General features: G+C 70.5%; 20 protein-coding genes. All 20 read right to left on the bottom strand.

The genetic code is table 11. The features are described 5' to 3' along the window. Positions 1–19 precede the first annotated feature (19 nt). Positions 20–1486, bottom strand: a complete 1467-nt coding sequence (locus ACFC3F_RS02205; RefSeq protein ID WP_376126034.1) for a glutamate synthase subunit beta — start codon at positions 1484–1486, stop codon at positions 20–22. Further along, the gene (gltB, locus tag ACFC3F_RS02200) at positions 1479–6050 is read right to left on the bottom strand and encodes a glutamate synthase large subunit (RefSeq protein WP_376126031.1); all 4572 of its coding nucleotides are present in this window, start codon (positions 6048–6050) and stop codon (positions 1479–1481) included. Before gltB ends, ACFC3F_RS02205 begins: the two co-directional genes overlap by 8 nt. A 65-nt stretch (positions 6051–6115) precedes the next feature. Further along, positions 6116–7102, bottom strand: a complete 987-nt coding sequence (gene lgt, locus ACFC3F_RS02195; protein WP_376126028.1) for a prolipoprotein diacylglyceryl transferase — start codon at positions 7100–7102, stop codon at positions 6116–6118. A 10-nt stretch (positions 7103–7112) separates the two neighbouring features. Next, positions 7113–7919 carry a tryptophan synthase subunit alpha gene (trpA, locus tag ACFC3F_RS02190; RefSeq protein WP_376126025.1) on the bottom strand — a complete coding sequence of 269 codons (807 nt, stop codon included), beginning with the start codon at positions 7917–7919 and terminating at the stop codon, positions 7113–7115. Further along, a complete protein-coding gene (gene trpB, locus ACFC3F_RS02185; protein ID WP_376126023.1) occupies positions 7916–9172 on the bottom strand; it encodes a tryptophan synthase subunit beta in 1257 nt (418 codons plus the stop codon). Before trpB ends, trpA begins: the two co-directional genes overlap by 4 nt. After that, a complete protein-coding gene (gene trpC, locus ACFC3F_RS02180) occupies positions 9169–9945 on the bottom strand; it encodes an indole-3-glycerol phosphate synthase TrpC (protein WP_376126020.1) in 777 nt (258 codons plus the stop codon). The genes trpB and trpC overlap by 4 nt, the downstream gene beginning before the upstream one ends. Position 9946: 1 nt before the next feature. Further along, positions 9947–10177, bottom strand: coding sequence for a DUF6704 family protein (locus ACFC3F_RS02175; RefSeq protein WP_376126017.1), 231 nt, complete (start codon positions 10175–10177; stop codon positions 9947–9949). A 42-nt stretch (positions 10178–10219) separates the two neighbouring features. Further along, positions 10220–10822: a Trp biosynthesis-associated membrane protein gene (locus tag ACFC3F_RS02170; RefSeq protein ID WP_376126014.1), complete on the bottom strand. Its 603-nt coding sequence runs from the start codon at positions 10820–10822 to the stop codon at positions 10220–10222. Then, positions 10819–11184 carry a phosphoribosyl-AMP cyclohydrolase gene (gene hisI, locus ACFC3F_RS02165; protein ID WP_376126012.1) on the bottom strand — a complete coding sequence of 122 codons (366 nt, stop codon included), beginning with the start codon at positions 11182–11184 and terminating at the stop codon, positions 10819–10821. Before hisI ends, ACFC3F_RS02170 begins: the two co-directional genes overlap by 4 nt. Continuing rightward, positions 11181–12002 (bottom strand): imidazole glycerol phosphate synthase subunit HisF, encoded by an 822-nt coding sequence (gene hisF / locus ACFC3F_RS02160; RefSeq protein WP_376126009.1) that lies wholly within the window; start codon positions 12000–12002, stop codon positions 11181–11183. The genes hisI and hisF overlap by 4 nt, the downstream gene beginning before the upstream one ends. Further along, positions 12002–12844 carry an ATP phosphoribosyltransferase gene (gene hisG / locus ACFC3F_RS02155; RefSeq protein WP_376126006.1) on the bottom strand — a complete coding sequence of 281 codons (843 nt, stop codon included), beginning with the start codon at positions 12842–12844 and terminating at the stop codon, positions 12002–12004. The genes hisF and hisG overlap by 1 nt, the downstream gene beginning before the upstream one ends. Before the next feature lie 45 nt (positions 12845–12889). Beyond that, complete coding sequence (locus ACFC3F_RS02150) at positions 12890–13153, bottom strand: phosphoribosyl-ATP diphosphatase (RefSeq protein ID WP_376126003.1); 264 nt, start codon at positions 13151–13153, stop codon at positions 12890–12892. Positions 13154–13169: 16 nt separating this feature from the next. Then, positions 13170–13841: a ribulose-phosphate 3-epimerase gene (rpe, locus tag ACFC3F_RS02145; protein ID WP_376126000.1), complete on the bottom strand. Its 672-nt coding sequence runs from the start codon at positions 13839–13841 to the stop codon at positions 13170–13172. Between the two features lie 13 nt (positions 13842–13854). Beyond that, positions 13855–15225: an RsmB/NOP family class I SAM-dependent RNA methyltransferase gene (locus ACFC3F_RS02140; RefSeq protein ID WP_376125998.1), complete on the bottom strand. Its 1371-nt coding sequence runs from the start codon at positions 15223–15225 to the stop codon at positions 13855–13857. Further along, positions 15222–16145, bottom strand: a complete 924-nt coding sequence (gene fmt, locus ACFC3F_RS02135) for a methionyl-tRNA formyltransferase (RefSeq protein ID WP_376125995.1) — start codon at positions 16143–16145, stop codon at positions 15222–15224. The genes ACFC3F_RS02140 and fmt overlap by 4 nt, the downstream gene beginning before the upstream one ends. A 7-nt stretch (positions 16146–16152) precedes the next feature. Then, on the bottom strand, positions 16153–18114 hold the full coding sequence (locus ACFC3F_RS02130) for a primosomal protein N' (protein WP_376125992.1): 1962 nt from the start codon (positions 18112–18114) through the stop codon (positions 16153–16155). A 1-nt stretch (position 18115) separates the two neighbouring features. After that, the gene (gene metK / locus ACFC3F_RS02125; protein ID WP_376125989.1) at positions 18116–19309 is read right to left on the bottom strand and encodes a methionine adenosyltransferase; all 1194 of its coding nucleotides are present in this window, start codon (positions 19307–19309) and stop codon (positions 18116–18118) included. 102 nt (positions 19310–19411) lie between these two features. After that, entirely contained in the window at positions 19412–19669 is a 258-nt protein-coding gene (gene rpoZ, locus ACFC3F_RS02120; protein WP_376125986.1) for a DNA-directed RNA polymerase subunit omega, read from the bottom strand. 96 nt (positions 19670–19765) lie between these two features. Beyond that, on the bottom strand, positions 19766–20347 hold the full coding sequence (locus ACFC3F_RS02115) for a CoA-binding protein (RefSeq protein ID WP_376125983.1): 582 nt from the start codon (positions 20345–20347) through the stop codon (positions 19766–19768). Next, entirely contained in the window at positions 20344–21681 is a 1338-nt protein-coding gene (locus ACFC3F_RS02110) for an O-acetylhomoserine aminocarboxypropyltransferase/cysteine synthase family protein (protein ID WP_376125980.1), read from the bottom strand. Before ACFC3F_RS02110 ends, ACFC3F_RS02115 begins: the two co-directional genes overlap by 4 nt. Between the last annotated feature and the right edge of the window lie 17 nt (positions 21682–21698).

Genomic DNA, 21698 nt, shown 5'->3' with positions numbered 1-21698 from the left:
GGGGGAAGCTTCCGCCAGCCTACGCGGGCGGCAGGCCGATGGCGACATCGTCGGGTCGCACGGGCGCCGGCAGCTGCGTGCCGCCCATCAGGAACGCATCCACCGCCGCGGCGACCGAGCGTCCCTCGGCGATCGCCCACACGATGAGCGACTGCCCGCGGCCGGCATCTCCCGCGACGAACACCCCGGGGGCGCTCGTCTGGAAGTCGGAGTCGCGAGAGGGGATGCCGCGTTCGGTGAAGCGCGTGCCGAGCTGATCCTCGAGGAGCGCACGTTCGGGACCGGTGAACCCCATCGCGATGAGCACGAGGTCGGCGGGGATCTCCCGCTCCGTGCCGGCTTTGGGCACGCGACGCCCGTCGATGAACTCGGTCTCGGCGACACGCAGCGCGCGGACCTCGCCCGCGCCGTTGCCGACGAACTCGACGGTCGAGGCGAGGTACGAGCGCTCACCGCCCTCCTCGTGCGCCGACTGCACCTCGAACAGGACCGGAGCCGTGGGCCACGGCTGATGACCGGGCCGCTCCCCTGGCGGGCGCCGGCCGATCGCCAGGTTCGTGACGCTGAGGGCGCCCTGGCGGTGCGCCGTGCCGATGCAGTCCGCTCCCGTGTCACCGCCGCCGATCACGACGACGTGCTTTCCCGCCGCCGTGATCTGGTTCGGCACGACATCGCCCGCGCCCGCGCGGTTGGACTCCACGAGGTACTCCATCGCGACGTGCACGCCGTCGAGCTCGCGCCCCGGAAGGGGCAGCTCACGTGCGACCGTCGCGCCCGTCGCGACGACGACGGCGTCGTAACGCGTCCGCAGGTCGTCCCACGACAGGTCCACGCCGATCTCGACGCCGGCGCGGAAGCGCGTGCCCTCGTCCTGCATCTGACGCAGGCGCGCCTCGAGGTGCTTCTTCTCCATCTTGAAGTCGGGGATGCCATACCGCAGCAGCCCGCCGATGCGGTCGTCGCGTTCGAAGACCGCGACGGTGTGACCCGCGCGCGTCAGCTGCTGGGCAGCGGCGAGCCCGGCAGGTCCCGAGCCGACGACGGCCACGGTCCTGCCCGTGAGCCGTCCCGGCGGCTCGGGTTCGATCCATCCCTTGCCGAACGCCTCGTCGGCGATCGACACCTCGATCTGCTTGATCGTCACGGCGGGCTGGTTGATCCCCAGCACGCACGAGCTCTCGCACGGGGCCGGGCACAGCCGCCCCGTGAACTCGGGGAAGTTGTTGGTCGCGTGCAGCCGCTCGCTCGCCGCCCGGCCTTCGCCACGCCACGTGAGGTCGTTCCACTCCGGGATGAGGTTGCCCAGGGGGCATCCGCGGTGGCAGAACGGCACTCCGCAGTCCATGCACCGGCCCGCTTGACGGCGCAGGACGGCGCTGTCGCCGGGCTCATAGACCTCTTTCCAGTCCATGATCCGAACGGGAACGGGGCGGCGTGCCGGCAGCTCCCGCTCCGTGATCTTCAGAAAGCCCTTCGGGTCAGCCACCCGTCACCTCCAGGATGCGGTTCCATACGATGTCGCCGTCGGGATCGAGTCCCTCGGCGACGGCGACCCGTCGCGCATCCAGGACAGCGGCGTAGTCCCGCGGCAGGACGCGGACGAAGTTGCGGACCTCGGTCTCGAAGTCCTCGAGCAGGGATGCCGCGCGCACCGAGCCCGTCTGCGCGACGTGCTGTTCGAGCAGGTCGCGAAGCATCGCCGCGTCACCCGAGCCGAGCGGGCCGAGTTCGAGCTCGCCGTTCGCGAGCGCCTCGCGGTTGACCAGGGCCGGATCGAGCCGGTGCACGTATGCGGTTCCTCCCGACATCCCGGCGCCCAGATTTCGTCCGGTCGTGCCGAGGATGACGGCGAGGCCGCCCGTCATGTATTCCAGCGCGTGATCACCCACGCCCTCCACGACGGCGGTCGCGCCCGAGTTGCGCACGAAGAACCGCTCCCCCACGACGCCGCTGAGGAACATCGTGCCCTGCGTCGCCCCGTAGCCGATCACATTGCCGGCGATGACGTTCTGCGCCGCCTCGAACGTGGCCGCCCGGGGAGGCCGCACGATGATCTGTCCGCCGGAGAGGCCTTTGCCGACATAGTCGTTCGAGTCGCCCTCGAGCCGCAGCGTGATCCCGGCGGGCAGGAACGCCCCCAGGGACTGACCGGCCGAACCCGTCAGATTGATCTCGATCGATCCCGTGCGCAGACCGTGCTCACCGTGCGCGCGGGTCACGTGATGGCCCAGAAGCGTCCCGACGGCGCGCTCGGTGTTGCGGATCGGAAGGTCGAGCACGATGTGCCCGCCGTCGGCGATGACCTGCTGCGCGCGTTCGATGAGCGGCACATCGAAGTGCGCGTCGAGCCCATGCTCCTGATCGCGCGCATGCCGTCGCGGCTCGTCCTCGGCGAACACCGGACCTGCCAGGACCGGCGCCAGATCCAATCCCTCCGTCTTCCAGTGCCGCACGGCATCGTCGACATCGAGCAGCTCGGTGCGGCCGACGATCTCGTCGAGCGAGCGCACGCCGAGCTCGGCGAGCAGCTCCCGCACCTCTTCGGCGATGAACTCCATGAAGTTCACGACGAACTCCGGCTTGCCCGTGAAGCGCGCGCGCAGCGTCGGGTTCTGCGTCGCGACGCCGACCGGACACGTGTCGAGGTGGCAGACGCGCATCATGACGCACCCCGACACGACGAGCGGCGCCGTGGCGAAGCCGAACTCCTCCGCGCCCAGCAGGGCTCCGATGACGACGTCGCGACCCGTCTTGAGCTGACCGTCGACCTGCACGACGACGCGGTCGCGCATGCCGTTGAGCATGAGCGTCTGCTGCGTCTCGGCCAGACCCAGCTCCCACGGAGTGCCGGCGTGCTTGAGGGAGTTCAGCGGACTCGCACCCGTGCCGCCGTCGTGCCCCGAGACGAGGATGACATCCGCGAGGGCCTTCGCCGTGCCGGCTGCGACCGCGCCGATGCCGGACTGGCTCACGAGCTTGACGTGCACGCGCGCCGTCGGGTTGGCGCGCTTGACGTCGAAGATGAGCTGCTTGAGGTCTTCGATCGAGTAGATGTCGTGGTGCGGCGGCGGTGAGATGAGCCCCACGCCGGCCGTCGCGTGGCGTGTGCGCGCGACCCACGGATACACCTTCGTCGGCGGCAGCTGTCCGCCCTCGCCGGGCTTGGCGCCCTGCGCGAGCTTGATCTGGATGTCGTCCGCCTCGGTCAGGTAGAGGCTCGTGACGCCGAAGCGCCCCGAAGCGACCTGCTTGATCGCGCTGCGGCGCGCGGGATCCAGAAGGCGATCGACGTCCTCGCCACCCTCCCCCGTGTTCGATTTGCCGCCGATGCTGTTCATCGCGATCGCGAGGGTCTCGTGGGCCTCCTGCGAGATCGAGCCGTAGCTCATGGCTCCCGTCGAGAAGCGCGCGACGATGGATGCCACCGACTCCACCTCGTCCAGCGGCACGGGCGGGCGCTCCCCGGTCTTGAGACGGAACAGCCCGCGCAGCGTCTTCAGTTCGTGCGCCTGGTCATCGACGAGCTTCGTGTATTCGCGGAAGATGTCGTACCGTCGCGTGCGCGTCGAGTGCTGCAGCCGGAAGACCGTGTCCGGATCGAACAGGTGCGGCGACCCGTCGCGGCGCCACTGGTACTCGCCGCCGGTCCAGAGCCGCTCGTGCGCTCGAGCCGCGGCATCCTCGGGGTAGGCGAAATCATGACGCGCCTGGTTCTCGGCCGCGATCTCATCGATCCCGATGCCGCCGAGCTTGCTCTCGGTGCCCGTGAAGTACGCGTCGATGAGCTCCTGCCCGAGACCGACGGCTTCGAACGCCTGCGCTCCGGAATACGACGCGACGGTCGAGATGCCCATCTTCGACATGATCTTCAGCACGCCCTTGCCGAGCGCGTAGATCACGTTGCGCACGGCCTGCTCGGGCGAGATCCCGGTGATGAAGCCCGTCCGCACGAGATGCTCGACGGTCTCCATCGCGAGATACGGGTTGACGGCGGATGCACCGTAGCCCAGCAGCGTCGCGACGTGATGCACTTCGCGCACATCGCCCGCCTCGACGACGAGTCCCACCTTCATCCGCGTCTCGGTGCGGATGAGGTGGTGGTGGACCGCCGACAGCATGAGCAGCGACGGGATCGGCACGAGGTCCTTGTTCGAGTCGCGGTCGGACAGGATGAGGAACTCGGCGCCCTCGGCGATCGCGGCATCCGCCTCTGTGCACAGGGCATCGAGACGCTCCTTGAGCACGCCCGGACCGGCGTCGAAGTGATACAGCCCCCGCAGCGTCACAGCGCGACGGCCGGGCATCGTGCGGTGGATGTTCTGGATCTTCGCGAGCTCGTCGTTGTCGAGCACGGGGAAATCGAGGGTGATCTGCCGCGTGTGGTCGGGGCCCCACGCGAGGAGGTTGCGCTCGGGACCGATCCCCGCGCGCAGGCTCGTGACGATCTCTTCGCGGATCGAGTCGAGCGGCGGATTGGTGACCTGGGCGAACTGCTGCGTGAAGTAGTCGAAGAGCAGGCGCGGGCGTTCGCTGAGCACGGCGACCGGCGTGTCGCTGCCCATCGCACCGAGCGGCTCGGCGCCGGTCTGCCCCATGGGGGTCAGCAGCACCCGCACTTCTTCTTCGGTGTATCCGAAGGTGCGCTGACGACGCGTGATCGAGGCGATCGGGTGCACGATGTGCTCGCGATCGGGCAGCTCCTCGAGCTGCAGACGCTGCCGAAGCCACAGCTCCCACGGTTCGAGCCGGGCGAGACGCGTCTTGATCTCGTCGTCTTCGATGATGCGGCCCTCGGCCGTGTCGACGATGAACATGCGGCCCGGCCGCAGGCGGCCGCGGCGCTTGATGCGCTCGGGCTCGAACTCGAGCACGCCGGTCTCGCTGCCGATCACGACGAGTCCGTCGGTCGTCTCCGTCCAGCGGCCGGGGCGCAGGCCGTTGCGATCGAGCGTCGCACCCACGAGCGTGCCGTCGGTGAAGATGAGGGCCGCGGGGCCGTCCCACGGCTCCATCTGCAGCGCGTGGTAGTCGTAGAAGGCGCGCAGATCGGGGGCCAGGTCGGCCTGCTTCTCGTACGCCTCGGGCATCATCATCATGACGGCGTGCGGCAGGCTGCGACCCGTCAGAGTGAGGAGCTCGAGCACTTCGTCGAACGAGGCCGAGTCGCTCGCACCGGGCGTGCAGATGGGAAGCAGCGGCGCCATGTCGCCCAGCAGCTCCGATTCCAGCTGCGACTGACGCGCGCGCATCCAGTTGCGGTTGCCGCGCACGGTGTTGATCTCGCCGTTGTGCGCGAGCATGCGCAGCGGCTGCGCGAGCGGCCAGGACGGGAACGTGTTGGTCGAGTAGCGCGAGTGCACGACGGCCAGTTCGCACGCGAACCTCTCGTCGGACAGATCGGGGAAGAACGGCTCGAGCTGCAGCGTCGTGACCATGCCCTTGTAGCCGAGTGTGCGGCACGACAGGGAAACAAAATACGCGCCCAACTCATGTTGGGCGCGTTTGCGAAGACGGAAGACCAGACGGTCGAGCGACAGGCCGGACATGGCCGGAGCGCCGCCGATGGCGGGGCGGGACAGGAACAGCTGCTCGAAGTCGGGGCGCGCGGCGAGTGCGAGCTTGCCGAGGTGCTCTTCGCGCGTGGGCACGTGCCGCCATCCCAGCACGACGAGATCCTCGTCGGCGGCGATGCGTGCGATCCCGTCCTTGACGGCGGCGCGCTCGGCGTCATCGCGCGGCAGGAAGGCCATGCCGACGGCGTACTCGCCGACCGGCGGCAGGTCGAAGTCGACGACGGCGCGCAGGAACGCGTCGGGGATCTGCGTCAGGATGCCTGCTCCGTCGCCCGTGCCGGCGTCAGAGCCGATCGCGCCGCGGTGCTCGAGATTGCGCAGCGCCGTCAGCGCGTGGTCGACGATGTCGTGGCCGGGGGTGCCGCGCAGCGTCGCGACCATCGCGAGACCGCACGCATCCTTCTCGAAGGCGGGGTTGTACATGCCCTGAGCGGGGGGAAATCCGCTCGGCTCGCCAGAAAACGGGCTCACGCCCATAGGAACCGTCCTCACTGAGTGGAGAGGGGGACGTCGTCGGCCCGGTGGACGAAGTGCGCGGGATGCTACTTCGTGGCGACTGTGCTTGTGGCGGTGGTCTCTTCGACCGTGTCGGTCGGCGGTTCGCTGACGTCGACGTAGTCGGGTGTCTGCGATTGTACAGCCCCGTCGCGCTTCCACTCGCGCCCCGGTCGATACGGGGAGGGTTCGTCGGCGGTGTGGCGCCGAGCCTGAACGAACAGGATGACGAGGCCCACGACGACGCCCACGATCGCTGCCCACACGTTCGTGCGCAGACCGAAGATGACGTCGCTCGGGTCGATGCGGATCGACTCCCACACGATGCGGCCCGCGCTGTACCAGATGAGATAGAGCGCGAACAGGCGGCCCCATTGCAGACGCAGCTTGCGACCCGCCCACAGCAGCACGATCACGCCGAGCACGTTCCAGATGACTTCGTAGAGGAAGGTCGGGTGGAACAGCGTGTCCTCGGGCAGCCCGATGGGCCACGCGGGGTTCGGGTAGTCGATCTCGAGGCCCCACGGCAGATCGGTCGGAGTGCCGAAGAGCTCCTGGTTGAACCAGTTGCCGAACCGCCCGATCGCCTGCGCGAGCAGAAGACCCGGCGCGAGGGCGTCGGCGAACGTCCAGAAGCGGATGCCCGTCCAACGGCAGCCGAGCCAGGCTCCGATCGCGCCGCCGATGAGGGCGCCGTAGATGGCGATGCCGCCGTCCCACACGTTCCAGATGGCGTCCTTCACGAACGGGTTCCACCACTCGCGTCCGTCGGCGAAGTAGAAGCTCGCGTGGGTGAAGACGTGGTAGAACCGCGCGACGATGATCGCCAGCGGGACGGCGAGGAGGCTGATGTCGATCACGACCCAGGGCTCGGCGCCGCGCTTGGTGAGTCGGTGGTTCGTCATGAACACCGCGACGATGATGCCCGTGATGATGCACAGGGCGTAGATGTGGATCGTCAGCGGACCGATCGAGAACGAGCTGATGTCGGGGCTCGGGATGCTGGCGACGACGCCCGCGGCGGAGGAAAGCATGAGTGCGAGTTTAGTTGTCGGAGACGGTGTTCGTGACCGTGCCGGCCGTGAGCGCGCGTGTCTCGGTCGCGAGACCCTCGAGTCCGCGATCGCGCAGGGCACGCACGAGGGCGGTTCCGACGATCGCGCCGTCGGCGTACTCGACGACGCCGGCGACCTGATCGGCCGTCGAGATGCCGATCCCGACGCACGCGTGACCGGCCCCGCGGGCCCGGAGACGCTCGACGAGTGTTCGAGCCGCGGCATCCAGTTGCGCGCGCTCCCCCGTGATGCCCATCGTCGACACCGTGTAGATGAAGCCCGTGGACTTCTCGATGATGAGGTCGAGGCGCTCATCGGTCGAGGTGGGCGCGGCGAGGAAGATGCGGTCCAGCCCCGTGCGCTCGCTCGCGGCGATCCACTCGGACGCCGCCTCGGGCGTGATGTCCGGGGTGATGAGTCCCGCGCCGCCGGCGGCGGCGAGATCGTCGGCGTAGCGGTCCACGCCGTACTGCATGACGGGGTTCCAGTACGTCATGACGAGCACGGGCACATCGACGCGCGCCGTGATCTCGCGGATGGCGGTGAACGTGTCGCGCAGGCGGAACCCGGCGGCCAGAGCCGTCTGGGTCGCCTCCTGGATGACGGTGCCGTCCATGACGGGGTCGGAGTAGGGGGGACCGAGTTCGATGACGTCGGCGCCGTTCTCGGCGAGCGTGACGGCAGCCTCGATGCTCGTCTGCAGATCGGGAAAACCGAGCGGCAGATAGCCGATGAAGGCTCCGCGGCCCTGTGCGTGCGCTTTGTCGATCGCCGCGGCGACCCGGGACGCGGTCACAGCTTCACCCCGTCGCCCTTGGCCGATTCATCGGGCACAGCTGCGTCGACGGGCGACTCCTCGTCGTACAGCTCGAAGTAGCGTGCGGCGGTGTCCATGTCCTTGTCGCCGCGACCGGACAGGTTGACGGCGAGGATCGCGTCGGGACCGAGCTCGCGTCCGATGCGCAGGGCACCGGCCAGGGCGTGCGCCGACTCGATCGCGGGGATGATGCCCTCGGTGCGCGACAGCAGCCGCAGCGCCTGCATCGCCTCGTCATCGGTCGCGGGGATGTACTGCGCGCGGCCGATGTCGGCGAGCCACGCGTGCTCGGGGCCGACGCCCGGGTAGTCCAGCCCCGCAGAGATGGAGTGCGACTCGACCGTCTGGCCGTCCTCGTCCTGCAGCACGTAGGTCTTCGCCCCGTGCAGCACGCCGGGGCGCCCGCGCTCGATGGATGCCGCGTGCCGGTCGGTGTCGACGCCGTCGCCGGCCGCTTCGACCCCGTACAGCCGCACGTCGTCGTCGTCGAGGAACGCGTCGAACATGCCGATCGCGTTGGAGCCGCCGCCGACGCACGCGAGGACCGCGTCGGGGAGCCGGCCGGTCTCATCGAGGAGTTGCTGGCGCGCCTCTTCGGAGATGACCTTCTGGAAGTCGCGCACCATGGCGGGGAACGGGTGCGGGCCCGCGGCCGTGCCGAAGACGTAGTTCGTGTTCTCGACCGTGGCGACCCAGTCGCGGTACGCGTCGTTGATGGCGTCCTTGAGGGTGCGCGACCCGGTCGTGACGGGGATCACCTCGGCGCCGAGCAGCCGCATGCGCGCGACATTGAGCGCCTGGCGCTCGGTGTCGACCTCGCCCATGTAGATCGTGCAGTCGAAGCCGAACAGGGCCGCCGCCGTCGCGGTCGCGACGCCGTGCTGTCCCGCGCCGGTCTCGGCGATGACGCGGGTCTTGCCGAGGCGCTTCGTCAGGAGAGCCTGGCCGAGCACGTTGTTGATCTTGTGCGAGCCGGTGTGGTTGAGGTCTTCGCGCTTGAGGAAGACCCGGGCTCCCCCGGCGTGCTCGGCGAAGCGGGGAACCTCGGTCAGTGCCGAGGGACGACCGGCGTACGTGTGCAGGAGGCGGACGAACTCGGCCTGGAACGCCGGATCGGCCTTCGCGGATTCGTATTCTGCGGTGAGCTCGTCGATGGCCGCGATGAGCGACTCCGGCATGAAGCGACCGCCGAAGTCGCCGAAGAACGGTCCGGATGCCGCCCGCAGGCTCATGATCCGGCCTCGACGAAGGCCCGCAGCGTCGCCACGGGATCGTTCGTCACGAGGGCCTCGCCCACGAGGACGACGTCGGCACCCGCGGAGCGGTAATGCGTCACGTCGGCGGGAGACAGAACGGCGGATTCGGCGATCCGGACGGCGTCGGTCGGGATCCGGTCGACGAGACGGCCGAAGAGGTCGCGGTCCAGGTCGAAGGTCGACAGGTCCCGTGCGTTGACGCCGATGAGGCGTGCGCCGAGATCGGCGGCCGTGTCGACCTCGCTCGCGCTGTGGGTCTCGACGAGCGGCGTCATACCGAGCTCGAGCACGAGGGCGTGCAGGCGCGTGAGAACGGGCTGCGCGAGAGCGGCGACGATGAGCAGGACGAGGTCGGCGCCCGACGCGCGCGCTTCGAGCACCTGGTACTCGGTGGCGATGAAGTCCTTGCGCAGCACGGGCACCTGCACGGCGGCCTTGACGGCCTCGAGGTCGGCGAGGCTCCCTTTGAAGCGGCGGCCTTCGGTCAGCACCGAGACGGCGGATGCACCGCCCTCCTGGTAGCGCAGAGCCTGCAGGGCGGGGTCGGGGATCGTCGCGAGGTCACCGCGCGAGGGGCTGGCCCGCTTGACCTCGGCGATGATCTTGACGCGGTCGGCCGGTGCGAGCGCGGCGAGGGCATCACGGGCGGGCGGCTGGGCGAGGGCGTCTATCTCGACGACCGAGAGAGGACGCGCGACGGCGCGATCCTCTGCGTCCTGAACCGCGCCGGCCGTGAGGTCGGCGAGCACGTCAGTGGGCTTTCGGCTGGTACTTGGGGCCCTTGACGCCCCAGCCCGCCTTGGCCATGACCCATCCGACGATGAGACCGATGACCAGCAGAACGCCTGACGCCCACACGAGCGGGGCCATGTCCAGCCAGTAGAAGACGACGCCGAGCGCGACAGCCACGAGCATGATCACGACGGCCGTCCAGGCGGCGGGCGAGTGTCCGTGGCCGGGGTCGCCGATGTTGGTGCTCATGGATCTCCTCTGAAGTAGGCGCGGTCGTGGTCAGTCTATCGGTCAGGTCGTCGGATCCTCGCCACGCGAGAGGTCATCCCAGTCGTCGATCGCGTCGTGCGGCCGCGAGCCCGTGCTCGCCGGTGTCGTGCGCCCGGGAGTGTCGGCCGTCGTGTAGCGGCGCCCAGCGCCCTTCCAGCGGTGCGCCGTCGCGATCGTGAAGGCTCCGGCGATGAGCAGCACGATCCAGCAGACGAGCGTCACAGCCGGCCACACCGAGATCTCGACCGTCTCGACGAGGCCGGCCACCGCCTTCTCGCCCGTGATGCCGGTCGCCTCGGTCACGGTCGCGGCGACGTGCGACGTCTGCGGGCCCATCACGACGGCGCCGGTCAGCATCGTGAGGACGCCGGCGAGCACGAGCGTCAGCGCGCCGAAGATGTACCGCAGCACGAGGCCGACCACCGACAGCGCTCCGCCGAGCGCGAGGACGGCGAGGCTGAGCGGGGCGAGAACGGGGATCGCCGACGCACCCGGTACCGGCAGGGTGTGGTGCGCGCCGTCGGCGAGCACGACGGTGAGCCAGGTCTGGGTGGCGGCGATGACTCCGATCGCTCCGGGCAGGAGCGTCAGGAGGATCGCGATGAGGCGCGCGCGGCGGATCATTCCGGCAGACCGTCCGCGACGACAGGCGTCAGGTCGTCGGCGTCGAAGCACGTGCGCGTGCCCGTGTGGCAGGCCGCGCCGACCTGCTCGACGGTGAGCAGGATCGCGTCGCCGTCGCAGTCCAGGCGCGCGCCCTTGACGAGCTGGATGTGGCCCGACGTGTCGCCCTTGCGCCAGTATTCGCGGCGCGAGCGGGACCAGAACGTGACCCGGCCCTCGGTGAGGGTGCGCCGCAGGGCCTCGGCATCCATCCAGCCGAGCATGAGCACCTCGCGCGTGTCCCACTGCTGCACGATCGCGGCGACGAGGCCGTCATCGGTGAAGGTGACACGGTCCAGCCGGGGGTCGCGCTCGTCGGTCACTTCGACTCGCTCCGCTCGCTCAGCACGTCGCCTGCGGCCACTTCGCGCACCGGAATGCCCTCGGCCGTCATGGCGGCCTTCACATCGCCGACCGTGAGCTGGCCGGAGTGGAAGACGGATGCCGCCAGCACGGCGTCGGCACCCGCAGCGACGGCGGGAGCGAAGTCGGCCGCACGGCCCGCACCGCCCGAGGCGATGATGGGCACGCTCGACGCTTCGCGCATGAGCCCGACCAGTTCGAGATCGAATCCTTCGCGCGTGCCGTCGGCGTCGATCGAGTTGACCAGCAGCTCCCCCGCGCCGCGCTCGATCGCCTCGCGCGCCCACGCGAGCGCGTCCAGCGTCGTCGCGGTGCGGCCGCCGTGCGTCGTCACGACGAAGCCGGAGGGCACGAGATCGGCCAGTTCACCGGTCGCGCGTGCGACGTCGAGCGAGAGCACGAGCACCTGCGCGCCGAACCGGTCGGCGATCTCGCCGACGAGGTCGGGGCGGGCGATCGCGGCGGAGTTGACGCCGATCTTGTCGGCGCCGACGGCGAGGAGCCGTGCGACGTCGTCGGCCTGCCGCACTCCCCCGCCGACCGTGAGCGGGATGAACACCTCTTCGGCCGTCCGGCGGACGACGTCGTAGGTCGTCGCGCGCTCGTCGATCGTCGCCGTGACGTCGAGGAACGTCAACTCGTCAGCGCCCTGACGGTAGTACTCGCGCGCGAGCTCGACGGGATCGCCCATGTCGCGCAGGTTCTGGAAGTTGACGCCCTTCACGACGCGTCCCGCGGCCACGTCGAGGCACGGGATGACGCGGCAGACGACGCTCATCACAGCCTCGCGTTGTGGATCGCGGTCACGAGGATCGCCCGCGCGCCGATCGCATACAGAGCATCCATCACCTGGTTGACGCCGTGTCGCGCGACCATGACGCGCACGGCGACCCACTCGGGGTCGCGCAGCGGTGAGATCGTGGGCGACTCGACACCGCCGGCGACCTTGACGGCTTCATCGACGAGGTGGGCCGGCAGGTCGTAGTCGACCATGACGAAACGGCGGGCGACCATGACGCCGCGCAGACGTCGCAGCAGGGTCTGCGTGCCGGACGCCTCGACGGGCGAGGTGATGAGGACCGCCTCGGACTCGAGGATGACGGGCCCGAAGATCTCCAGTCCGGCTTGACGCAGCGTCGTGCCGGTCGAGACGACGTCGGCGACGGCGTCGGCGACGCCCAGCGCGACGGCGGACTCGACCGCGCCGTCCAGCGGCACGAGGTCCACGGCGATGCCGTGCTCGTCGAGGAAGCCGTCGACGAGGCCGGGGTAGGCCGTCGCGACGCGCGCGCCTTCGAGGTCCTGCACGCTCGAGTAGCGTCCGGGCGGGCCGGCGAAACGGAAGGTGGAGCCTCCGAAGCCGAGGGCTTCGACCTCGAGAACGCCCGGCATGCGGGCATCGAGCAGCAGGTCGCGACCCGTGACGCCGACATCGAGGGCGCCCGAGCCGACGTAGGTGGCGATGTCCTTGGGGCGCAGATAGAAGAACTCGACCTCGTTAGCGGGGTCGATGACGTGCAGGTCTTTCGGGTCGCGGCGGCCGGTGTACCCGGCCTCGTTGAGCATCTCGGTCGCGGTCTCGGCGAGCGAGCCCTTGTTCGGCACGGCGATTCGCAGCATTTCAGAGGAGCTTTCTCATGTCGCAGATGACGGATGGGCGCAGGCTCACAGATGTCGGTAGACGTCCTCGAGCGTCAGTCCCTTCGCGAGCATGAGCACCTGCAGGTGGTAGAGCAGCTGCGAGATCTCCTCGGCGGCGGCGTCGGCCGATTCGTACTCGGCGGCCATCCACACTTCGGCGGCCTCTTCGACGATCTTCTTGCCGATCGCGTGCACACCCGCGTCGAGCTGCGCGACCGTGCCCGATCCCTCGGGTCGCTCGGCGGCCTTCGCCTCGAGCTCAGCGAACAGGGCGTCGAACGTCTTCACTATGCCAGGGTACCGGTCAGTGGCGGTGGGTCGCCGCCGCCGCGGCCGCACGCAGGCCCACGATCGCGGCATCCGGATCCGACGCGCCGAACACGGCGGATCCGGCGACGAACGTGTCGGCCCCCGCTTCGGCGGCCTGCGCGATCGTCGCGTCGCCGATGCCGCCGTCGACCTGCAGCCACACGTTCGATCCGCGGCGGTGCGCTTCGTCGGCGAGGCTGCGCAGTTTGGGCATCGTCTCGGGCATGAACGACTGGCCGCCGAAGCCCGGCTCGACGGTCATGACGAGGATCTGGTCGAACTCGTCGAGCAGGTCGAAGAGCCCCTCGACGGGGGTCGCGGGCTTGACGGCGACACCCGCTCGCGCGCCGATGTCGCGCAGGCGTCGTGCGAGCGCGACCGGATCAGCGGCGGCCTCGAGATGGAACGTGACCGACGCGGCGCCGAGCTCGGCGTATTCCGGAGCCCATCGTTCGGGGTCGGTGATCATGAGGTGCACGTCCAGCGGCACGGGGCTCGTCGCCTGGATGCGTTCGACCATCTGCGGACCGAACGTCAGATTCGGCACGAAGTGGTTGTCCATGACGTCGACGTGCACGAAGTCGGCCGCGTGGATGCGCGCCAGCTCGGACTGCATGTTGACGAAGTCGGCGGCGAGGATGCTGGGGTTCACACGGATGTCGGGCACGGCTCCATTATGGTCAGACCCGTCGCAGCAGCGAGATCGACATCGCGTCGGTGTTGTGCCGATGGGGCCACAGTTGCGCGCGCAGGCTTCCGTCGGCCTGCGGGAGCAGGCCCGGATCTCCGACGGATGCCGCGGTCACAGCGTCACGCGCCGAGATCTCTTCGACGGCGTCGCCCCACTCGCGTCTGACCTCGCCGACGACGCCGGCCGTCTCGGCGAGGTGCGGCGAGCATGTCACGTATGCGACGACTCCTCCGGGAGCGAGGGCACCGATCGCGGCGGAGAGGAGTCCGCGCTGCAGCTCGGACAGATCCGGCACGTCGGACGGCGCCTTGCGCCACCGTGCTTCCGGGCGCCGACGCAGCGCGCCGAGGCCCGTGCAGGGCGCGTCGACGAGGATGCGGTCATACGTGTCGGGCGTATCGGCGGCGCGGACGCGGCCGTCCTGCTCCGACACCGGCACCTCGAGGGGGACACCGGCGACGGCCTGACGGACCAGACCCGCCCGCGCGGGCGCGATCTCGTTGGCCTCGAGCCGTGCGCCGTGCGCGAGCGCCTCGGCCGCCAGCAGCGCCGTCTTGCCGCCGGGGCCCGCGCAGAGGTCGAGCCACCGCTCCCCCGGCGCGATCGGGGACGCGTGGGTCAGCGCGAGGGCCGCGAGCTGGGACCCTTCGTCCTGCACGCGGATGCGGCCCTCGGCCGCGCGGATCATGCCCTCGGGATCGCCGCCGGGCAGCCGGAAACCGTACGGCGAGTACGGTGTGCGACGCGCGTCGTCGGGAACCTCGGCGAGACCGGGCAGGGCCGTCATCGTGACGTGGGGCGAGACGTTGTCGGCCGTCAGCAGCGCCTCGAGCTCGGCGGCGCGCCCTTCTGCCGCCAGAGCGCGGCGCAGGGCGCGCACGACCCAGACGGGGTGCGAGAACAGCAGGCCCAGGCGTTCGTCGTCGGACCGCGCGGAATCGGCGACCCGCATCATCCAGTCGCCCGGCGTGTCGCGGGACACGCGACGCAGGACAGCGTTCGTGAATCCCGCGGCACCGCGTCCCGCCGCGCCGCGTGCGAGCTCGACCGATTCGTTGACGGCTGCGTGCGAGGCGACGCGGGTCGACAGCAGCTGGTGCACCCCGAGCCGCAGGGCGTCGAGGACAGTGGGGTCGATCTCGTGTACGGGCCGGTCGGCGGCGAGCGCGATGACGGCATCGTAGGTGCCCTCGCGGCGCAGCGTGCCGTAGGTCAATTCGGTCGCGAGCCCCGCGTCGGCGGTCGACAGTCCGGCGCGATCGATCGATTTCGGCAGGAGCAGGTTGGCGTAGGCGTCGGATTCGTGGACGGCGCGGATGGTCTCGAAGGCGACGCGTCGCGCGCTCTGCACGCGACTCATGAGCCGGCCACCGGCTGCTCGCCGCGCAGGCCCCGCCACCAGTCGGCCGCGCGCATCGCGCCCTTGCCCGCCGGCTGGATCGTCTCGAGCCGGACGGGCTGCGAGCCCGTGCCCACGACGACGTCCTTGCCGTGCGCGCCGAAGACGCCGGGAGCGAGCTCGGGCGCGTCGTCGGGCGCGGGGGCGGCGGCGAGGATCTTCAGTCGTGCACCGCCGATCGTCGTGTGCGCGCCGGGCTCGGGGGTCACGCCGCGGATGCGGTTCACGACGGCGTCGCGCGTCTCATCCCAGCGGATTCTGCCGTCGTCGTCGGTGAGCTTCGGCGCGTAGGTGGAATCGCCGGTCTGCCGCGTCGCGACGGCGGTTCCGGCCTCGATCGCGTCGACGACGTCACGCAGCAGGTCGGCGCCGTCGTGCGCGAGCTCGTCGAGGAGCGACCCCGCCGTCGCGTCGGGGCCGATGGGGTGCATCCGCTCGGCGAAGACATCGCCCGCGTCGAGCGCGGCGACGAGCTGGAACACGCTCGCCCCCGTGCGATCGTCGCCCGCGATGAGGGCGCGCTGCACGGGTGCGGCGCCGCGCCAGCGCGGCAGGAGCGAGAAGTGCAGATTGATCCACCCGTACCGAGGCGTCGACAGCAGCGGCTCGCGCACGAGGCCGCCGTAGGCGACGATGACGCCGAGGTCGGGCTCGAGCGCCGCGATCCGCTCGGTCGCCGCGTCGTCGAGCCGGTCGGTGCGCAGCACCTCGAGACCGAGCTCCCCGGCGACCGCCGTGACGGGCGACGGGGTGAGCGTGCGCTTGCGTCCGAGCGGCGCGTCGGTGCGGCTGACGACGAGGGCGATGTCGTGATCGGATGCCGCGAGGGCGCGCAGGGACGGCACGGCGGGTGCGGGCGTGCCGGCGAAGACGAGGCGCATGGTCTCCTCACAGATCGAGATCGGGCACGTCGACCCGAACTCTGAGTGTATTGCGGGCAGCGGGGTTGCGTCCCTTCGCGGCCTTGCGGGCGCTCAGGGCGTTCGCGACGACGGCCGCGCGCAGGGCCTCGGTGACGCGCGCGCCGCTGCTGTAGTCGAAGCGCACGAGAGCCCGCACGCCCTCGTCACGCGGGACGGGGCCGAGCACCGACGTCTCGTCGAGCGTCGGCACGGCGACCCGCACAGACGAGATGGCCGTCTCGACGGCCGCCCGGGGGCCCTCGAGCGCCGCGACGCGGACGGTCGGCGGCATCCGCAACGCTGCCCGGTCGGCGAGCTCGGCGCGCGCGTACGCCGGTTGGGACCACGTCGCGAGGGCTCGTGCGACGGGTCCGGCGACGCCGACGAGGTGAACCGGCGCCTTCGGCACAGCGAGCGCGGCGGCGTTGGACCACCAGCGCAGGCACGACTCGCCGATCCGCAGGGCCTCGGCCTGCAGCATGCGATCGCCGTCGAGCAGGATGACCGAGCGGTATCCGCCGTCGGCGATCGGCTCGGCCCCGCGCGTCGCGATGACGAGGGCGGGGCGCGCGTCGACGCGCAGCACGGGGTGCTCCCCGTCGGCGACGATGACGCGCACGCCGGGGAACGCACGACCCAGTTCGTCGGCCGTGCGCTCGCTGCCCGACGAGACCATCCGCACGGTCGTGCCGGCGCAGTCGGGGCATGTCCACGCCTGCGCCCGACGACCGCACCAGCCGCACACGGGAACGGCGCCGTGGGACTTCGCGTGCAGAGGTCCGCCGCAGTGCGCGCACCGCGCGGCGTGGCGACACCCCGCGCACACGAGCACGGGCGCATAGCCGGGGCGGGCGACCTGAACGAGCACGGGTCCGTCCTCGAGCGCCTCGCGTGCCGCGGCGAAGGCCGACGAGGGAACGCGCGCACCGCGCGACTCGCCCTCGCGCGTCGCACTGAGCACGACGCGCGGACTGCTCTTGCGGGCGGGTGCGATCTCGCGCACCCAGCCCAGTGACACGAGCCGCTCGACGTCGGTCGTGCGGGTGTGGCCCGCGAACAGGAGCGCGGGACCTTCGAGCTCTTGGCGGACCAGGGCCGCGTCGCGCGCGCTGACGCCGGGACTGAGCGGCTCGCCGAGCAGCGGGTCGCCGTCGTCCCAGATCGCGATGAGGCCGATGTCGTGCACGGGGGCGTAGACGGCCGAGCGATTGCCGAGCACGATGCACGGGACTTCGGTCAGCGTGCGCAGGAACGCCGCATACCTCGCGGGCGAGGATTGCCGCGCGTCGACGGCGACGACGGCGTCGGGCGCGACGAGGTCGGCGAGGGCGGCGGCGAGCTGGTCCTGATCGCGGTGGTCGGGCACGACGAGCACGGCGCTGCGACCGGTCGCGAGCGTGTGCGCCGCGGTGGATGCCAGCAGCACGGCCCACGACCCCACGGTGGTGCCGTCCGCGAGCTGGGCGGGGTGTGGCGGCGCGTCGAGGGCGAGGCGCTCCCCCGCATCGAGCGCGTCGGCGAGTCCGGGGTAGGCCTCCAGCGCCGGGAGCCCGCCGGCGGTGACCTCGGGCGGCGCGGGGTGCTCGCCGGCGAGCCACGCCTTCTCGGCGCGCACCATGCGCTTGGGAATCGCCAGACGCAGGATGTCGCTCGCCGATCCCGCCGCGCGGTCGGCGGCGCGGCGGGCGAGCTCATAGAGCCGCGTCGGCAGCACCGGCACACCGGACACGACGGCGTCGAGTTCGGAGAGCGGGCGCTCGGGGTCGTCGGATTCCGTCACCTCGACGAGGTAGCCGTCGACCAGGCGACCGGCCGTGCGCAGCGGCACCCGCACGCGCACACCGGCGACGGCGTCAGCGGTGAGCTCGCGCGGGATCTCGTAGTCGAAGAGCCTGTCCAGCTGCGGCAGCGGCGAATCCAGCAGCACCCGCGCGATGCGCCGCGTCACGTCAGAGCCCGGCGGCGCGCCGGAGATCGTCGACGCGGTCGGTGCGCTCCCACGTGAAATCGGGCAGTTCGCGCCCGAAGTGCCCGTAGGAGGCGGTCTGCGCGTAGATCGGACGCAGCAGGTCGAGCTGCTCGACGATCGCCCGCGGGCGCAGGTCGAACACGTCGAGGATGGCGCGGGTGATGGTCTCATCCGACACCTGAGCGGTGCCGAACGACTCGACATAGAGTCCGACGGGCTTGGCCTTGCCGATCGCGTAGGCGATCTGCACCTCGAGACGCTCGGCCAGGCCTGCCGCGACGGCGTTCTTGGCGACCCAGCGCATGGCGTAGGCCGCCGAGCGGTCGACCTTGGACGGGTCCTTGCCGCTGAAGGCGCCGCCGCCGTGGCGTGATGCTCCCCCGTAGGTGTCGATGATGATCTTGCGGCCCGTGAGACCCGCGTCGCCCTTCGGACCGCCGATCACGAACGGGCCCGCGGGGTTGATGTAGAACTTGACGTCGGAGATGTCGAGCCCCGTCGCCTCGAGCACGGGATCGATGACCTCGGCTCGCACGGCGGCGCGCAGCGCCTTCTGCGAGATGTCGGGATTGTGCTGCGTCGACAGGACGACCGACTGCACCGTGCGCGGGGTGCTGCCCTCGTAGCCGAGCGTGACCTGGGTCTTGCCGTCGGGGCGCAGGAACGGCAGCTCGCCCGAACGCCGCACTTCGGCGAGGCGCTCGGCCATGCGGTGCGCCGTCCACGCCGCCATGGGCATGAACTCGGGCGTCTCGTTCGTCGCGTAGCCGAACATGATGCCCTGGTCGCCCGCGCCCTGCAGGTCGTGCGGGTCTTCCGACCCGCCCTCGCGCCGTTCGAACGCCTTGTCGACGCCGGCCGCGATGTCGGAGGACTGCGCGCCGATCGACACGCTGACGCCGCACGAATCTCCGTCGAAGCCCGTCTCGCTCGAGGTGTAGCCGATGCGGTTGACGACGTCGCGCACGATCGCCGGGATCTCGACGTACGCCGACGTGGACACTTCGCCCGCGACGTGCACGAGACCCGTCGTGACGAGCGTCTCGACGGCGACGCGGCCGTGCGGATCGTCGGTGAGGATCGCGTCGAGGATGCTGTCGGAGATCTGGTCGCAGATCTTGTCGGGGTGGCCCTCGGTCACGGACTCGGACGTGAACAGGCGCAACTCGGTCATCGATCCTCCAGATCGGGGCGGGGCGGAAACCAGTATGCCCCCGGGTGCGGACATCGCATCATCGGGGGCATCGGGCCGTCACACAGACGGCGCAAGAGCGATTTACTCTTCGTGGCGCAGGCGGAGCTTGTCCTCGTGGATCTCGTGCAGGGCGATCGTGAGCGGCTTGTCCTCGACGTTGGAGTCGACGAGCGGCCCCACGTTGTCGAACAGGTTGCCCTCGTGCAGGTCGGAGTAGTAGTCGTTGATCTGACGCGCGCGCTTGGATGCGTAGATCACGAGCTGGTACTTCGAGTCGACCTTGCCGAGCAGGGAATCGATGGGGGGATCGATGATCCCCTGGTTCTTCGTTCCGGCCATGGCGGAATCCTTTCGAAGCGGGTGGATGTCAGCGGTGGATGTCTGAAGGCGCGCGCCGAGCGCGGACGCATCCGTCCATTCTATCCGACGTGCGGGTCAGCGCGCCGTCACCTGGCGTTTCGACGAGATGACGCCCGTGTCGAAGCCCGCCAGACGCAGTCCGCCATGGAAGCGCGCGTGCTCGATCTTGACGCAGCGGTCCATCACGACGCTGAGGCCGGCCTCGGCGGCGATCGCGGCGGCCTCTTCGTTCCACGACCCCAGCTGCAGCCACAGCGTCTTCGCGCCGACGGCGACCGATTCGCGTGCGACGTCCGGCAGGTCGTCGTGTCTGCGGAACACGTCGACGATGTCGGGCGCGACGGGCAGGTCGGCGAGCGAGGCGTAGACGGGCCGGCCGAGGATCTCCGTCGCGCGCGGATTGACGAAGTACACGTCGAGGTCGGAGCCGCCCAGCAGGTACGACGCGACGAAGTAGCTCGCCCGCGCGCGGTTGTCGGATGCCCCGACGATCGCGATCGAGCGGGCCTCGCGCAGCAGCGCATAGCGCTCCGGCGCGGACGGGGCCCGCCACGTGCGCGGGGCCGTCGCCTCGGCCGGGGTCGTCTCGGCGAGCGCGCCGGGCAGCGCGCAGGCGGGGGCAGGCAGTGCGCAGGTCTGATCGGATCCGAAGCTCATCGCGGCAGTCCTGTCGCTCGGGTGAGGGCCTGATCGAGGTCCCAGACGATGTCTTCGGCGTCCTCGAGGCCGACCGAGATGCGGATGAGGTCGGCGGGAACGCCCGCGTCGGCCAGCTGCGCGGGTGCGAGCTGCTGGTGGGTCGTCGACGCCGGATGGATGACCAGGGTGCGGGCATCGCCGATATTGGCCAGGTGCGACGCGAGCTGCAGCGCCTCGATGACGCGCTCGCCGGTGCGGCGGGCGGCGCTCAGGCGCTCCTCGTCCGTCGGGAACTCGCCCGTGGGCTTCACCCCGAAGGCGAACACCGAGCCCGGCCCCAGCGGCAGATACGTGCGCGCTCGATCGTGATGAGGATGATCGGGAAGCCCCGCCCACGTGACGTATTCGACGCGCGGGTCGGAATCGAGCCACTCCGCCACGACGCGGGCGTTCGCGAGGTGCGCGTCCATGCGCTGCGGCAGCGTCTCGACGCCCTGCAGCAGCAGGAACGCCGACTGCGGACTGAGGGCGGGGCCGATGTCGCGCAGCTGCTCGGTGCGCAGCTTCGTGAGGAAGCCGTACTCGCCGAAGTTGTCCCACCATCGGATGCCGCCGTAAGACGGCACGGGCTCGGTCATCTGCGGGAACTTGCCGTTGCCCCAGTCGAACGTGCCCTTCTCGATCACGACGCCGCCGAGCGTCGTGCCGTGACCGCCCAGGAACTTGGTGACCGAGTGGATGACGATGTCCGCCCCGTGCTCGAGCGGGCGCGCCAGATACGGCGTCGCGAGCGTCGCGTCGACGACGAGCGGGATGGATGCCGCGTGCGCGACCTCGGCGAGACCGGCGATGTCGGCGATCTCCCCCGACGGGTTGCCGATGATCTCGACGTACAGCACCTTCGTCTCCGGCCGGATCGCGGCGGCGAAGTCGGCGGGGTCGTCGGAGGCGACGAAGGTCGTCTCGACCCCGAAGCGGCGCAGCGTCACGTCGAGCTGCGTCACAGTGCCGCCGTACAGCTGCGCCGAGGCGACGACGTGGTCGCCCGCGCCGACGAGGGCGGCGAAGGTGATGAACTCCGCGCTCATGCCCGATGCCGTCGCGACGGCGCCGATGCCCCCTTCGAGCGAAGCGAGCCGCTCTTCGAGAGCGGCGACGGTGGGGTTGCCGATGCGGGAGTAGATGTTGCCGTACTTCTGCAGCGCGAACAGGTTCGCGGCATCCGTCGCATCGTCGAACACGAACGACGTGGTCTGGTAGATCGGCACGGCGCGCGCGCCGGTCGTGGCATCCGGGGTGCCGCCGGCGTGCAGGGCGCGCGTGCGGAAGCCGAAGCGGTGGTCATCGGTCATGTCTTCTCTCGGTGTGC

Source organism: Microbacterium sp. NPDC055910 (assembly GCF_042271185.1).
Classification (GTDB): Bacteria; Actinomycetota; Actinomycetes; order Actinomycetales; family Microbacteriaceae; genus Microbacterium.
Note: the sequence above shows the minus strand (reverse complement) of the source record. Positions and strands in the feature narration are given on the sequence as shown.

Bases quoted from the DNA above. Each gene is read 5' to 3' on its own strand.
- gltB (WP_376126031.1), bottom strand. From the start codon at position 6,050: ATGGGCGTGAGCCCGTTTTCTGGCGAGCCGAGCGGATTTCCCCCCGCT.
- lgt (WP_376126028.1), bottom strand. From the start codon at position 7,102: ATGCTTTCCTCCGCCGCGGGCGTCGTCGCCAGCATCCCGAGCCCCGAC.
- trpB (WP_376126023.1), bottom strand. From the start codon at position 9,172: ATGAGCCTGCGGGCGGCATCCGGACCGTTCTTCGGCGACTTCGGCGGT.
- ACFC3F_RS02175 (WP_376126017.1), bottom strand. From the start codon at position 10,177: ATGAGCACCAACATCGGCGACCCCGGCCACGGACACTCGCCCGCCGCC.
- ACFC3F_RS02170 (WP_376126014.1), bottom strand. From the start codon at position 10,822: ATGATCCGCCGCGCGCGCCTCATCGCGATCCTCCTGACGCTCCTGCCC.
- hisF (WP_376126009.1), bottom strand. From the start codon at position 12,002: ATGAGCGTCGTCTGCCGCGTCATCCCGTGCCTCGACGTGGCCGCGGGA.
- hisG (WP_376126006.1), bottom strand. From the start codon at position 12,844: ATGCTGCGAATCGCCGTGCCGAACAAGGGCTCGCTCGCCGAGACCGCG.
- ACFC3F_RS02140 (WP_376125998.1), bottom strand. From the start codon at position 15,225: ATGAGTCGCGTGCAGAGCGCGCGACGCGTCGCCTTCGAGACCATCCGC.
- fmt (WP_376125995.1), bottom strand. From the start codon at position 16,145: ATGCGCCTCGTCTTCGCCGGCACGCCCGCACCCGCCGTGCCGTCCCTG.
- metK (WP_376125989.1), bottom strand. From the start codon at position 19,309: ATGACCGAGTTGCGCCTGTTCACGTCCGAGTCCGTGACCGAGGGCCAC.
- rpoZ (WP_376125986.1), bottom strand. From the start codon at position 19,669: ATGGCCGGAACGAAGAACCAGGGGATCATCGATCCCCCCATCGATTCC.
- ACFC3F_RS02115 (WP_376125983.1), bottom strand. From the start codon at position 20,347: ATGAGCTTCGGATCCGATCAGACCTGCGCACTGCCTGCCCCCGCCTGC.
- ACFC3F_RS02110 (WP_376125980.1), bottom strand. From the start codon at position 21,681: ATGACCGATGACCACCGCTTCGGCTTCCGCACGCGCGCCCTGCACGCC.